At 43.2% G+C, this 13,477-nt stretch carries 15 protein-coding genes; 7 read left to right on the top strand and 8 right to left on the bottom strand.

All coding sequences use genetic code 11. The annotated features are described in order from the left end of the window. Positions 1-6 precede the first annotated feature (6 nt). On the top strand, positions 7-336 hold the full coding sequence (locus tag G6R11_RS09075) for an antibiotic biosynthesis monooxygenase (protein ID WP_163132757.1): 330 nt from the start codon (positions 7-9) through the stop codon (positions 334-336). A 90-nt stretch (positions 337-426) separates the two neighbouring features. Beyond that, entirely contained in the window at positions 427-1,374 is a 948-nt protein-coding gene (gene lpxM / locus G6R11_RS09070) for a lauroyl-Kdo(2)-lipid IV(A) myristoyltransferase (RefSeq protein WP_163132756.1), read from the top strand. Here the strand turns inward: lpxM and G6R11_RS09065 are convergent. The 3 genes from G6R11_RS09065 to G6R11_RS09055 all read right to left on the bottom strand — a co-directional run bounded on the left by G6R11_RS09065 (position 1,371) and on the right by G6R11_RS09055 (position 3,538). Then, positions 1,371-2,060 carry a DUF2982 domain-containing protein gene (locus G6R11_RS09065; RefSeq protein ID WP_163132755.1) on the bottom strand — a complete coding sequence of 230 codons (690 nt, stop codon included), beginning with the start codon at positions 2,058-2,060 and terminating at the stop codon, positions 1,371-1,373. The genes lpxM and G6R11_RS09065 overlap by 4 nt on opposite strands. Positions 2,061-2,163: 103 nt before the next feature. Beyond that, on the bottom strand, positions 2,164-2,460 hold the full coding sequence (locus tag G6R11_RS09060; protein WP_163132754.1) for a DUF1244 domain-containing protein: 297 nt from the start codon (positions 2,458-2,460) through the stop codon (positions 2,164-2,166). 88 nt (positions 2,461-2,548) lie between these two features. Further along, positions 2,549-3,538: a DUF2333 family protein gene (locus tag G6R11_RS09055; RefSeq protein ID WP_163132753.1), complete on the bottom strand. Its 990-nt coding sequence runs from the start codon at positions 3,536-3,538 to the stop codon at positions 2,549-2,551. Positions 3,539-3,828: 290 nt separating this feature from the next. Between G6R11_RS09055 and G6R11_RS09050 the strand changes: the two genes are divergently transcribed. Then, positions 3,829-4,371, top strand: coding sequence for an outer membrane beta-barrel protein (locus G6R11_RS09050; RefSeq protein ID WP_163132752.1), 543 nt, complete (start codon positions 3,829-3,831; stop codon positions 4,369-4,371). Positions 4,372-4,470: 99 nt separating this feature from the next. Here the strand turns inward: G6R11_RS09050 and G6R11_RS09045 are convergent, their stop codons facing one another. Next, positions 4,471-5,895, bottom strand: coding sequence for a cellulase family glycosylhydrolase (locus G6R11_RS09045; RefSeq protein ID WP_163132751.1), 1,425 nt, complete (start codon positions 5,893-5,895; stop codon positions 4,471-4,473). A gap of 420 nt (positions 5,896-6,315) precedes the next feature. Between G6R11_RS09045 and G6R11_RS09040 the strand changes: the two genes are divergently transcribed. Together G6R11_RS09040 and G6R11_RS09035 are read left to right on the top strand one after the other, a co-directional pair. After that, the gene (locus G6R11_RS09040) at positions 6,316-7,008 is read left to right on the top strand and encodes a hypothetical protein (protein WP_163132750.1); all 693 of its coding nucleotides are present in this window, start codon (positions 6,316-6,318) and stop codon (positions 7,006-7,008) included. Positions 7,009-7,216: 208 nt separating this feature from the next. Then, the gene (locus G6R11_RS09035; protein ID WP_163132749.1) at positions 7,217-7,651 is read left to right on the top strand and encodes a universal stress protein; all 435 of its coding nucleotides are present in this window, start codon (positions 7,217-7,219) and stop codon (positions 7,649-7,651) included. 201 nt (positions 7,652-7,852) lie between these two features. Here G6R11_RS09035 and G6R11_RS09030 read toward each other — a convergent pair whose 3' ends face one another. After that, positions 7,853-8,893 (bottom strand): polysaccharide lyase family 7 protein, encoded by a 1,041-nt coding sequence (locus tag G6R11_RS09030; RefSeq protein WP_163132748.1) that lies wholly within the window; start codon positions 8,891-8,893, stop codon positions 7,853-7,855. 266 nt (positions 8,894-9,159) lie between these two features. Then, positions 9,160-9,723: a phosphodiesterase gene (gene yfcE, locus G6R11_RS09025; RefSeq protein WP_163132747.1), complete on the bottom strand. Its 564-nt coding sequence runs from the start codon at positions 9,721-9,723 to the stop codon at positions 9,160-9,162. A 300-nt stretch (positions 9,724-10,023) separates the two neighbouring features. Here yfcE and G6R11_RS09020 point away from each other — a divergent pair, with 300 nt between their 5' ends. Both G6R11_RS09020 and G6R11_RS09015 read left to right on the top strand, forming a co-directional pair. Next, positions 10,024-10,884, top strand: a complete 861-nt coding sequence (locus tag G6R11_RS09020) for a polysaccharide lyase family 7 protein (protein ID WP_163132746.1) — start codon at positions 10,024-10,026, stop codon at positions 10,882-10,884. Positions 10,885-10,997: 113 nt separating this feature from the next. Continuing rightward, positions 10,998-12,236, top strand: a complete 1,239-nt coding sequence (locus tag G6R11_RS09015) for a glycoside hydrolase family 88 protein (protein ID WP_163132745.1) — start codon at positions 10,998-11,000, stop codon at positions 12,234-12,236. A gap of 36 nt (positions 12,237-12,272) precedes the next feature. Here the strand turns inward: G6R11_RS09015 and G6R11_RS09010 are convergent, their stop codons facing one another. Together G6R11_RS09010 and G6R11_RS09005 are read right to left on the bottom strand one after the other, a co-directional pair. After that, the gene (locus G6R11_RS09010) at positions 12,273-12,902 is read right to left on the bottom strand and encodes a GDSL-type esterase/lipase family protein (protein WP_163132744.1); all 630 of its coding nucleotides are present in this window, start codon (positions 12,900-12,902) and stop codon (positions 12,273-12,275) included. A gap of 85 nt (positions 12,903-12,987) precedes the next feature. Next, the gene (locus G6R11_RS09005) at positions 12,988-13,329 is read right to left on the bottom strand and encodes a zinc ribbon domain-containing protein YjdM (RefSeq protein WP_163132743.1); all 342 of its coding nucleotides are present in this window, start codon (positions 13,327-13,329) and stop codon (positions 12,988-12,990) included. Positions 13,330-13,477 lie beyond the last annotated feature (148 nt).

Below are 13,477 nucleotides of genomic sequence, written 5' to 3'. Positions count from 1 at the left end.
TTGTCGATGTTTGTTGTGTTGTTTCGTTGGAAGTTAAATGAAGAGCATATTCAGTCCTTTAAAGAAGGCTGGTCAGAGATTATTCATTTTAATATTGATAAGTGTGCGGCGTTGGGTTCTCGTTTACATAAAGCCTCTGATGGCACCTGGATTTCTTATTCGCAGTGGCCCAGCAAAGATCATTGGTTACGTTCTAAAGAATCGGAATCTATGGTGTTAGACGCGCGCCAAAAAATGCGTAAAGCGATTATTTGGCAAGATGAACCCCTACTAATGGCGCCACAACTAGACCACTTTGTATCGAGTAGTTTAGATGCCACGCATTCTATTTTGTAGCGCATAGCCTTTGGCAAACTTGCTTTAGCGCCGTTGCAGAGTAAACTGGCGCGCAGTTTTATCAAATTCTAAAGGTTGTGTTGTTAGACTATGTCGAAGTTTGAGTCTCAAGCATTTTCTATTTCTTTTTCTAAAACATGGCTAGCCCCAAAGTACTGGGGCACTTGGCTCGTGGGCGGATTAATCATCCTATTAGCTTACCTACCGGTAAAATGGCGAGACAAAGTAGCCGTTGCCATTGCTAATCGTATTTTTAACCTTAAAGCCTTAAAAAAGCGACGTGCTATTGCAGATACTAATTTGCAGCTTTGCTTCCCAGATATGTCAGCCCAAGAGCGTGAGCAATTGATGCTAAAGAACATGCAGATTTTTGCCCAGCTTATTTTGGGAGCAGGGGAGATGACCGTTCGTTCTAAGCGTTATCTACAAAACCGCATTGTGGTGAAAGGTGAAGAACATATTCAAAGCATTCTCGACAATAATGAAAACTTCATTGTCTTATTGCCACATACCTATCCGGTAGATTTTCTCGGTACCTATTTTTGCACCCGTGGGCATGACATGTGCACCATGTTTAAAAAAACCGGTGACCCGATTGTTGATTGGTCGATGGCCAAACAGCGTACTCGTTTTGGTGGCGTTATTTTTGAACGCAACGCAGGCATAAAAACATTAATAAAAGCGGTTCGAGCGGGCTTTGGTTGTATTTATTTGCCGGATGAAGACTTTGGTCCAGAAGCCAGTTTAATGACGCCAATGTTTGCTACCAAAAAGGCGACCTTGCCGGTACTGGGTAAAATGACCAAATTAAGCGGCGCTAAAGTTGTACCCATTTATGCGGGTTACGACAGCGAGTTGCATAAAGTTACCTTGTATATACACCCAGCTATGGAAGATTTTCCCAGTAAAGATGTAGCGCAAGATACTTTAAGAATGAATCAAGAAGTCGAGAAGCTTATTATGCGCTCGCCAGAGCAATACATGTGGACCTTAAAGCTTCTAAGAACCGTTGAAGGAAGTGATAAGCCACGTTATTAGTGCTCGCTTTCGCGCAAGGTTTGGCTTTTGTAATTACGCACCAAGCTGATGAAATCTTCAGCTTCTCGGTCGAGAATATCCTGCTCAATCAATAAGTCATAGCCAGTAAGCTCACGGAGTTTTTTCATTCGATTGGCAAACATACCGGTTAATCCAGTATAGATTTTACCGCTATTAGATTTGAAGTAGTCATCTTCAATTAAATGATCGCTCACTCTGCTGTCTTGACAGTGCTGGCAGCTTCTTCGTAAGGATGCCAGTAAAGCTGCGCGTTGTTCGGTAAGTAGGTGGGCTGAGAGGCGTGGGGACAGGCTATCGAGTAAGTAGTCGGGGTCACTTAAGCGCAGCCCTACGTAGTTCATATCATGCCAGTTGAGTCCATCGCTCAACCTTGGGACATCAATGCGTTGTAACTTATCCCAAGGTAGGCACCAACCACCGTAACGATGGTGGAACTGAATGTGGTCGTAACACAATACTACTGAGTAGACGGGCTGCATCCATTTTTCCACACCCACTCTAATGCCCAAGTAGGCTAAAAAGAAAATCACTGAGGCGACAAGCGAAACTAACACTGCTGGAACGTAAAGGGTGCTAATACCAAGCAATACCAAGAGTGAGCCAGCAAATACCAAGGTCTTGGCGTTATTGCTGGCACTGCTTTTTATCCATACTGATTTTGGCATTGCATTACCTCAATCATTTACAGTGATAGTTATATATACGGACCGGATTGGCTAAACGTTCATTACAATGTTGTTGCTCGTTTAACGCGAATATAGCTTAAGTTTATTGATTCTTTGCCGCTTGCTTGGCATTAAATATTGCCATTTGTTCTTCAGTTGCCGGCAGTTGGTGATGCTCTTTCCATTCTGAGTATGGCATGCCGTAAATCTTTTCTCTTGCTTCGTCATAGTTAAGGCTTTCACCTTGTTCTTCAGCGGCGGCCATCATCCATTTTGCTAAGCAGTTGCGGCAAAAATCGGCTAAGTTCATTAGCTCAATGTTTTGTACTTCTTTGTGTTGGTCTAAGTGTTCGAGTAATCGGCGGAAAGTGGCGGCTTCAATTGCTTGTTGTTTGTCCATGTTACTTGTCCTTACTAAAAGTTAAGCCAGTGTAAATGGACAAAAGCAGCGAATCAACGCTGCTTTTGGGATTGTTTAAGGGTTTGTCTTAACCCTTAGTTAGCAAATTATTTAAGTTAATAATGGCTGCGTTAGCACGAGATACATAGTTAGCCATTACTAAAGAGTGGTTAGCCATAAGTCCAAAGCCGGTGCCATTTAGTATCATTGGGCTCCATACGGTTTCTTGGGTGGCTTCTAACTCACGAACAATTTGGCGAACCGCTATTGTGGCATTCTTCTTCTCTAATACGCCTTTAAAGTCTACTTCTATAGCTTGGAAAAAGTGCAATAATGCCCAGGCTTCACCACGTGCTTCATAGAACACATCATCAATTTTCCACCAAGATGTTTTTACCATTGTTTCCGAGGGAGCGAAGGTAGATTGCGCCGCGCCTTCATCACCCACTAAGCTGGTGTTAATCCGCTCACGACCTACCGATGCCGAAAGCTTTTGCGACATGCTGCCAAGGCGCGATTGTACTTCGTTTAACCAGGTTACTAAGTTGTCGGCACGCGCATAAAACTGGGCGTTTGGATCTTTAGGGTCGGCTAATTGGGTTCGATAAATAGCCAGGGCGTCGATAGCATCTTGGTACTCGCGCTCGGCACTGGGAAGTTGCCATGAAGTATGATCAATATTGAATTTAGGCTGGGCGACTTTTAGCTGAGGGTGTTCAACTGATTGTGCTTGAGAGCGGCTAAAATCTTTACGCATAATCAGCGATAAATCGCGAACTTGGTTAAGTGCGCCTAGCTCCCAGCTCGGCATGTTGTCCATAAGCACGCTAGGAGGCATTTTATCGTTGCTTAAATAACCGCCTGATTTGTTCAGCAATGTTTCTGCAACAAACATTAATGCGGTGGTGGTGGCATAGCCAGTTACCGCCTCTTCGCCGTTAGCCACTGCTTGTTCAAGAACATATTCTTTTACTTCTATTCGGTCGGGCTCAATGCTCCAAAAAACGGCAATGATGTAGTTAATGACGAAAAACACCAAAAAGAAAACAATAACCTTGCGGCCAGTAAGCTGAAACATAAATACATCCTCAACAAGTTTTATGTTCTCAGCATAGTCAAGTAAGCAATTTAATCAATAGCTTATGCAAAATGTAATTACTGCGAATTAGCTTGTCTCAAGCATTTAGGCCCTTGCTTTTTAGTTAAGTAATGAACAGCTAGCTCAAGGTTTTCTCAAGTTTATAGCAAATTGTCCTAATAAATTACTTAGTGGCAGGGCTTGCTGTTTTTTTAGTGAGGAATAACTGCCATTATCTGCTGCAGATTATTGGTTTACAGGGAGGTAAGGTTTAAAAGGTAGAGAATTTCGTGCACATCTCCAAGTTAGTGGCATCCAGTATCACTGTGGTTGCTCTCACAATGTCAGCTCACGCTGTTGCGCAGCAACAAGAAACGCCCAACGCCTATCCATGGGCTGCGGTTTTTCTCGATTATCAACATCCCGACCAACCAATGTTAGGCCTTACTGTAACGGTAAACCATTACGATAAAAACTATCCTAACTGGGGTTACTACTTGGGTTACGCTAGATCCAAAGAAGAAGATCTAGGCTTCGAAGCACCCGCCGAGGGCAAAAGAGACTTAACCATGTTAAGGCTAGGAGTGAGTTACAGCTTAACCAATAATCTGAGCCTTTACGGTGGCGGTGCAATGTTAGAAGACACCACCGAATATACCGACGGTATTACTCAATTTTGCACAGACTGTAAACCCGAATGGCATTCCGATACGAACAGAGACTGGGGCGGCGAACTTGGGCTTCGTTATGCTCTAACTCGGCATTTAGTGTTTGGTATAGGTTATAACTCGGTGACAGAGGGTGGGGTATTTAGTATTGGTTATCGTGGCTAACAAGCAATGATCTGATTGCCAACTCGTTCTGCAATGCTAGGTTGCCCGCGACAGTGTTGTCGCGGGGTGTTGTGTTTACCTTAATAGATTTAACGGCGTTTATTTACAGGCTGCGTTTATTCGGCTGCTGTCGTCACTGCTGTACTCACAAGAGCCTTGAATAATGCATTGGTAAAGATTGTTATTGTAGGCATTGGTGCGGTGATCATAAATCATAAACCAGCCTCCGTCGTCCCACACAGAAGTGGGAATTCCTGCCGCTTTAGCATATTTAAAATCTAGTAGCTCGTACCAAGCTCTAATGTTATTACAGTCCATTTCTCCTTTGTATTTTTGCCAATTAGTACCCCATTCGCTGATATAGATAGGCATACCTTGACCAACACCATTTGCCCACTTTTGCATGGTTTTTATTGGGTCACTGATGTCAGATTCAGTCCAATTAGTCGCTAAGTTTCCTTCACCGTGATAAGGCCAAGGATTGTAGTGGTGAAATGCAGCCATTACATAAGGGTCATTTCCTCCTCCAACAGCATCCAAGTTTGGCCAAGTACGCGCCATCTCATGAGCGCCAAACCATTGATTCCCGCCTATCACAACAATGCGATTAGGGCTCTGCTCACGGATTTTGTTATATGCCAGCCCTGTCATGTGGCGCAGCTTTGACGGCAGCATCGCTTCGCTATTACTTAGGTGTGGTTCGTTGAGAATTTGAAAAATCAGACGGTTGCTGCGGTCTTTAAATAAAGCGCTAATGTCGGTCCATAAGGTTTCTAACATTGCAGCATCGTTATTGTCTTTGATGGTTGCTTCGTGGTGAGCATTTATAACCACGAACATGTCTTCATAAGCTAAAGCATGGTCTACGGTTTTAATGATTTCTTTAAGGCGGCTATTGTTAAGGTCTATTTTGCCAGTGTCGTCAGCAATGGTTGAACCTGATATCTCAATTGTCCAGCTAATTGGAATTCGTACATTGCGATAACCCTGCTCATAGTAAGCATCTATTTTCCCTGATGCTTCGGTCAAGGTGGCGGCATGTTGCTGATTGTCGAACATTTGGCCTAGGTTAAAGCCAGTGCCCATTAGGGTCGCAGCATCTATAGCGCTAATTGCAGGCTTTTCACTGGGAGGGGGTGTTGTTTGTGTAGAGCAGACTTCACCGGTGAGAGTAGGTTGCTCAGCACTGTTGCCGTTCATCGTGCCCTGAATGCCAAACTCAACCGACTCGCCCGGCTTAATGGTCGCGTTCCACGCAAGGTTACTCGCGCTGTAAGGGTTACTTCCTGTTAAAGCTGTATTCCAGCTAGTACTAAGTTGCGAGCCTTGTTGATACTGCCAGTTAACTTGCCAACCCTCGATAATAGTTGAATCGGTGTTTGTTATTGTCACCTGTGCCTGAAAGCCATTGTCCCATTGTTTTTTAACGGAGTACTCACAGTCGGCGGCAATGGCATAAGGAGAAAATAGGCCAAGCAAAACTAACTTGGCTGCAAAGCGGTGGTAAGTTCGAGGTTTGATCATTTTAAGCTCTCACATTAGAGGGGGAAATTTACAACTTACTTAGAAGTGATGCTACCGGAACCATAGAAGTAAAAAAGTTGAAAACCCGCATAACAAACTGAAATAGTTAGCTAAATTGATAGTTGTTTCATAAACACTATGAGCTTGCTCACAAAGGCGATGATGGACTTAGCTAATATCTAACCTAGTAGCGTTAAGAAGTAAGTCGCTGATTTATATCATGGTAGGAGAGGCTAATACTCCCAAGATCATTCGTAGAAGAACGTAAAGAAAATAACCAAAGCCAGCAGCAATGCTGGCTTTTTGTTGGACAGGATTGGGCTAAATCAACAAGCAGTCGCTTTTTATTAAACTATTGTATTTTATAACAATAGCTTCTGATAAACTGCGCGTTTTATCAATAAAGGGAACTTAACAACAATGTGGACGTTGTTTAAAAAGCACCAAGGAAAAGGTGCATTGAAGTTATTGGCTTGTATGTGTTTGCTACTGTCTAACTTAGCCAGCGCAGATTTTAGCTACGGCGATTACGCTAAAGAGAATAACTGGGATTTATTGCTCAGCCTGGGGGCAACCTATGGTGGAGATACCATTGCCGAAGCCTATTATGTTGATGAAAACAATAACGTAGTTGATGATGCGGTATTAAAAGGTGGCAGCCTATTTAAAGCCAGCGTTGGCATAGACTGGCCTATTGTAGAAGACCTTCGACTGATTACTAACGCCGGTTATCATGTAGATACCCAGTTTAGTTTTGCTAGTACCTCTAGTGGTAACCAAGGTATGTGGTTTACCCGTTTTGTATTAGAAGCCTTACCTTACTACCAAATCAATGACTCTTTTAAGTTGGGTGGCGGTCTTACTTATCACATGAGTAACAAGGTGGGTGGCCAGTTTATTGGTAGTGAGGAGAAGTACTACGCACGTTATGAAGACACCCTGGGTTATACCGGCTTTGTTGGTTATATGTTAGGTGAATCGCGTTCATGGATAGAGCTACGTTATACCTATATCAAGTACGATTTAGAAACCGCTCCTTTCTTAGCATCATTTTGTACTGCTGATTGTGATGGTAGCCATGTGGGCCTTACTTTACATTGGGCTGTGCTTTAATAAGGTAGCGCTTCAGCTATTATGCAGTGAACAATTAAAAGCCAGCATTGTGCTGGTTTTTTGTTACCCCAGATACGCTGTTTTCAAGCTAATAATGACCCAGCTCAAGTTAGCCTCAAATATTCCCTTGGCATGTGCGCCAAGTCCGTCTAAGGCGTATTTCCGCTGCTAAGCTTAAAGTGATTAAATAAATTACGAGGAGCACATCATGAGCTATCGTCACATTTTAGTCGCCGTCGACCTCTCTGAAAACAGCAGAAGAATAATCGACAAAGTCATTCTGCTAGCGAAACCACTTGATGCAAAAGTATCACTGATTTTTGTTGATGAAAGCGCTAACGATTCAGCATTCAGTGGGCTAATCGATCTTGATTTAGCCGCCATAGAACCTATGCATCCAAGCCTTAAAGAGTCTGCTAATAAGCTTAACGCTTTGGTGGTGGATACCAACTATGCCATCGAGAATCAGTTTGTTATGCAAGGTGATTTAAGTGCTCGCTTAGATGAAACAGTGGCCGAGGTAGGCGCTGACTTAATCGTATGTGGTCATGATAATGGATTCTGGCATCGTTTAGCATCTAAGCATCATGAGCTGGTAAATAAGGTCTCGATAGATCTGCTGGTTATACCTATCGATCAGTGAGCTGTTAAGCATAATACTCATCGGGTGTAACCAGAGCCCGATGAGTATTACTTTGTTTAACGCCACTTCACTACTACGCTTTTTGGCCTTCTATTATTGATGAAGGCACAAAAGTTATAGCTTTACTCGTGATAAAAAAGCCCTTGGCATTTTCATGCCAAGGGCTTCAGTTTATAAACGGAGTTGTTTGCTTACTTAGTCTTATTGAATAAGGTTAAGTTTATAGAAGCTTACTTGTGTGTAATCACCAGCATCTAGGCCGTTATTGCTACAGCCCGAGCTCCAAGTATTGGTTTTAGGTTTGATATTACACTGGTTGTAAGCACCCGCTTTAAAGTACATCCAGTCTTGCGCGTAGCTAGTATCTAAGTCTGAAGCAGAGTTAGGTTGAGCCAGGTTAACCTTATACGTGACAACTTGCTCGTTGGCTTCACCTGGGTTTTTGGTAAAGGTGAGGTTCATTATGTTGTCAACAATATCAACGTCATAAGAGAACAATTCACCCAGCTTGATGCCGCCAACTGGATCTTTATCTTCTTTAGTTAAGTTGTATTGGCCGAAGATGTTATGAGGAATATCGAAACGGTCTTTTTTGTCTTTAGGATTTATTTCATAGTTCCAGAATAACGAACCATGTTCATGGTTTGGCAATTTGCGGAAGAAAATCTTTAAAGGTTCATTTTTTGAACCATGGATCTGACCAATAACCACCGAGTGAGCACCCATCTTTGCATCGTTACCACTTAGGCTTACATGGTCAACACTTAAGGCTGCGCTCATACGCCCACCAATAGAGCCGTAAGCTGCCGCATTGTCGTGAGCGGCTAATACAAAATTAGTGCTTGGATCTTTGTAGCCAGTAGGCAAGGTCACGTTTAACATTGCGCGTAATTCACTACGAGCGTTTTTGCTGTTAGGAGTGGTCACGGCTTCGTTAGGTACTTTAAATACCATGGCACCAGTTTCTGCGTTGGTGTAAAACCATTCTGGATGGGAGAATGGATTTTCTGCATCGTTTAGCTGAGATGCATACACTTCCATGGTTTTACCTTCGCGCTCAGGCTTGGTATCAGGGTAGGGTAAGTTAATCTTCCACTTACGCATTTCGAAGTTTTGCGCCGGGGCTTTAGAGGCATCCAGCTTCGACATTAATTCAAGCTGGTAATCGCTCGGTGTATTCGCTGCGCCAGCAGTACCTGCAAACAGTGCAGCTACGGCACAAGCGACATAAATCTTTTTCATGATAGTTCCCTGTTAGTTAAATGTAACTCGTAGACGGAGTTTTCGTGAACAGCGAAACACTATTATACTATTGTATTATTAAATATGATGGCCTTGGCAATTATTCATATTGCTTTCTGTTTTTGAGAGTTTCATTTATAAATTTTGCTGTACATCACAGTTTGTGGTGGGAACTGTTTGTTTCACATGCTCAATGTTTGCCTGTAAACACGGTGACTCTAAACTGACAAGTCCAAGCAAGTTAGTGCTAACAGAGAGTTGTTCTGCTAGCTGTTAACTGAATGTTTATCTAAAGGGCAGTTCAGTAGCTCTTGGTGATCAACTAGACTACATACCTGTAATTGATGTTCAGTGATTAAGGCGTAACTGGCTTGCCAGTGTTGTCGAGGCATTGATACCGAGCCGGGGTTAAGCACAAAGTGCCCGTCTTCTCGTTGGGCTTGCGGAATATGGCTATGGCCACTCACCAAAATATCTCCAGGGCTTAAAGGTGGCAGCTTGTTTGGCCCATAATTATGGCCATGACACAAAAACACTTTGCGTGTTCCTAAAAGCATTTGGTTGTATTCAGCTAATAGTGGAAAGTGACACAGGGCTTGGTCCACTTCGCTATCGCAATTTCCTCTAACTGCAATAATTTTATCAGCGATGTTGTTTAGATCTTCTGCTACCTTTAAAGGAGCATAGTGAGTGGGCACGGGGTTACGAGGCCCGTGGTTAAGTACATCTCCCAAGCTGATTAAATGCGAAGCTCCGCTGCGTTTAAAAGCGGCTAAAGTGAGTGTTAGGGCTTGGTAGTCGCCATGAATATCAGAACATACAAACAGCATAAGTTGTCCTTTGAGTGAAGCTGAGAAGAGCCGCTAAAGCATGTTTAGCGCCTTGGGCGTTTATTTTAGCGCTTTAAATATGAAACTGAACAGATCAGAATAATTATAGTGAGAATTCCCTGGGCCAAGTCTTAACATTCCAGCAGGGCAAAATAGTTCTGCTCAGTTAACAATTCCTTAAGCTAGTTCTAACTCTTTACTTTTGAGCTTTGGTGCACACTATCGTGTTAAGTGGCTTTTATTGTTGTTCGAATGTGCTAAATACATATTAGTATGATAATACTACATAAATAAAGACTTATGAAAAAACCTATACTCGCTCTATCTACTTTACTTGCCGTTTCCACATTGGCCTCAGCCAATGTTAAGTTTTCTGATAACAATGGTAGCTTGGGCGAGCCGGTTAATTACCCAAAGTTCCAAGATGTTTTAAGCGAATCTGAGCTGCAAATTTCAGATGCTGAGGGTAAAAAAGGCAATAAGGAATACTTTGCGCTAGATGGAGATTTTAGTGGCATCGTAAATCCTTACTTTTATGTAGATAAAACAAGCGAAGCGCTGGTCTTCAAAATGAAGAACGACCATTTACGTAATGAAGTTCGGGTGCATAAAAACTTCCGTACCGACTTACCCGATCATTTTTACTCATTACGCGCAGACGTAGAAATGATTAACCCTGCAGCTTCAATGAAAAATTCAGATTCAAAGCAGGATGAGATTACCTTTCTACAAGTACATAACAAAGGCCTAGATGATGAGGGTACACACAATGTGCCGCACCCCCTATTAAGGGTGGTATGGAAGCGTGACGCCGATGGTGTGAAAGGTCATTTTTGGGCAATCATCAAAAATAATGCAGTAATTTGTAAAGGGTCTTTTGGCAAAATAAATAAAGACAAGAACATGTGTAAGCCTGATGTCGCTTATAGCCACATTGACTTGGGTAAAGCGTCGACAGGCAAAACTACCGCTTTTGATATTACCGTGGGCAACAAAACGTTATCGGTTGACGTAGACGGTGCCAACCTTGTTAAGCATGACATTGATTATTGGCGCCACCTGTTAAGTTACTTTAAAGCCGGCGTATACAACCAATTTACCTTTGGTATGAGTGAAGCACATTGCTACAAGCTCGAGTACTCAGCGGCTGAGCCTACATAGAAGCCTGCATATGGTTGGCTCTCACCTTGCTGCCACGCTAGAGCCTAAAGCCTGCTGGCAGCAATTTGCTTGAGTATCTTCACTTTATCAACGCATCAAATCATGAGGTAACAATGCCCCTTTCTCATTTCGAACTCGCCAATCTTAAAAACGTTGTTGTCGTAGGATTAGTAGTAAGCACGTTGTCCTTCAACGCCCAGGCGGTGGCCGGCCAAGCGCCACCACAAAGTGTGATGGCGCTTATAGAAAGCAAATCTGAACAGCTTGCCACCGAGGCATTAAACAACAATAAACATTGGTTTACAGCCTATACCAACGAAGCTGGAAAATGGCAGCACGAGTACGCTAAAAGCTGGTGTAGCGGTTTTATACCGGGCATCTTTTGGTATCTAAATGCGCTAAGTGAAGATAACCAATGGCAGCAGCATGCTAAGCACTGGACTGAAGGTGTAAGGTCGCGCGCTTATGCCACTGACAATGATACTGGCTTTCAAATTTTTAATAGTTTTGGTTTAGGCTACACCATGGGTGGAGAGCTTAGCGAAGATTACAAGCAAGTATTGATAGATGGAGCCTCTACCTTAGTGAAACAGCGTTACAACCAAGATATCGGCGCGTTTCGCTCTTGGCGGCAAGGGATAAGTAATCCCACTCGGCTACCTTTTGAAGTCAATATTGATCAGTTAATGAATATGGAGTTGGTGCTTTGGGTAGGCAAACATGCCAACAAGCCCGAGTTCACCAACATGGCGATCTCTCATGCCGATAAAACCTGGGAACACGGCGTAAGAGAGAATGGTAGTACTTACCATGTAGTGAGTTATGGTCTTAGTGGAGATGTTGTTAAGAAAAGAACCCATCAAGGCTGGAAAACTGAATCAACCTGGTCAAGAGGGCAAGCGTGGTCGGTTTATGCTTATGCTATGTATTATCGTTATACGGGTTTAGATCGGATGCTAGAGCGCTCAATCAAGTCTTATGAATACTTTATTGAAGCCACGAAGCAACAAACCCAAGATTTGGTGCCCTATTCAGACTTTGACGCCCCTCTAGATGAGGATAACCCTCGAGATAGCTCGGCTACCGCGATTGTGGCATCAGCACTAATCGAGCTTTATAAGATTACCCAACAAGAGAAGTACCTGAACGACGCTCAGCAAATGCTAGCTTCACTTTCAACACCGAAATATTTAGCAATGGACACTAACTACCAAAGTATTTTGCTGAAAGGCTCAGAAAAGTGGGGCGAGCCAGAAGTCGGTACTATTTTTGGCGATTACTTCTTTATTGAGGCTTTATATCGTTGGCAACAGTGGGCACCGCACAAGCTGCCGAAGCATTTTGGTTTGTAATGATTTAAAAGCCTCTGCATGAGGCTTTAGTTACGCTTACTGGCAAATGAACGCCAGCTTTGCCGCAAGAGCTTCAGCAAGTTGCTTATGTTGCTCAGGGCTTAAATGAACGCCGTCTTGCTGATCAACTTTAATAATGCTGTTTACATCAAAAAACGCGCAGTTAAGCCTACTTGCTTTCGCTTCGAGGAAGCCAGCAAGTTGCTGAGACTTAGCTTGCGAGCCTTTAAAGTGCTGACCGAAAGGGCCTGTTTCATCTATTGCTGGTGGAGCAAGTAACAATACTTTTGGGCTTGTTATTCCTTGGTTTACACAGTGCTGGCCTAGCTCAATAATCATGCGCTCAAGCTTGTCACTTATCTGCTCTGCGGTAAGCTGAAAATCTGGATATAGATCATTAGTGCCCAACATCAATACTAAGCAGTCTGGCTGGTGTTTATTGGTGTCTTGCAATAAGGCTTCTATACCGCGGCTTAAACCAAAGTCTGGTGAGTTGGGGTAGGTGGTTCTGCCGGGTTGTCCAGCTTCAATAATTTGGTAAGCCTCGCCAAGCAAGCTTGCCATAATGCCAGGCCAACGAGAGTTTGCAGGCATTCGTTGCCCAGTATTAGGGGAGTAACCCCAAGTATTAGAGTCGCCAAAACACAGTACTTTATTGATTGCCAAAGTGTGTTCCTTAATGTTGTGTGGCTAAAAAGTATAAAAAAACCTGCTAGTGCAGGTTTCTATTTAGCGATAGAACTGAGTTCAGCTAGCTTTGTTTTCTAACAAATTTAGATTTCAGCATCATGTGGCCGTGGCCATCTACCTTACAGTCGATGTCGTGGTCGGCATCGACAAAGCGTTTAATCACAGCTTTAGTGCCTACTTTTAACACTAGCGACGATCCTTTCACTTTCAAGTCTTTAATCAAGGTAACTTTGTCGTCTTCTGCCAGTAAGTTGCCTACTGCATCTTTTAAGATAATGGCATCAGGGTCAACAACCACTTCGTTCGGGTTCCACTCATGCGCGCATTCAGGGCAAATAAGTAGTGAACCATCTTGGTATACATAGGCTGATTCACATTCTGGGCATGGAGGCAGATCGCTCATGATATTTTCTCTTTAATCTTCGGTTTATGGTGGCTTAGCGAGGTTAACGCCTTAAGCCAAAGCAGCACTAGTTAAACTAGCACCTAATGTTTGTAGGGGCATTATAAGTAAGAATCACTCTGCCAGCCAGCGCTTAGCCAAGATTGAT

It is taken from the genome of Agarivorans sp. Alg241-V36, assembly GCF_900537085.1.
Taxonomy (GTDB): domain Bacteria; phylum Pseudomonadota; class Gammaproteobacteria; order Enterobacterales; family Celerinatantimonadaceae; genus Agarivorans.
The sequence above is the reverse complement of the archived record's forward strand: the minus strand, read 5'-3'. Positions and strand labels throughout refer to the sequence as shown.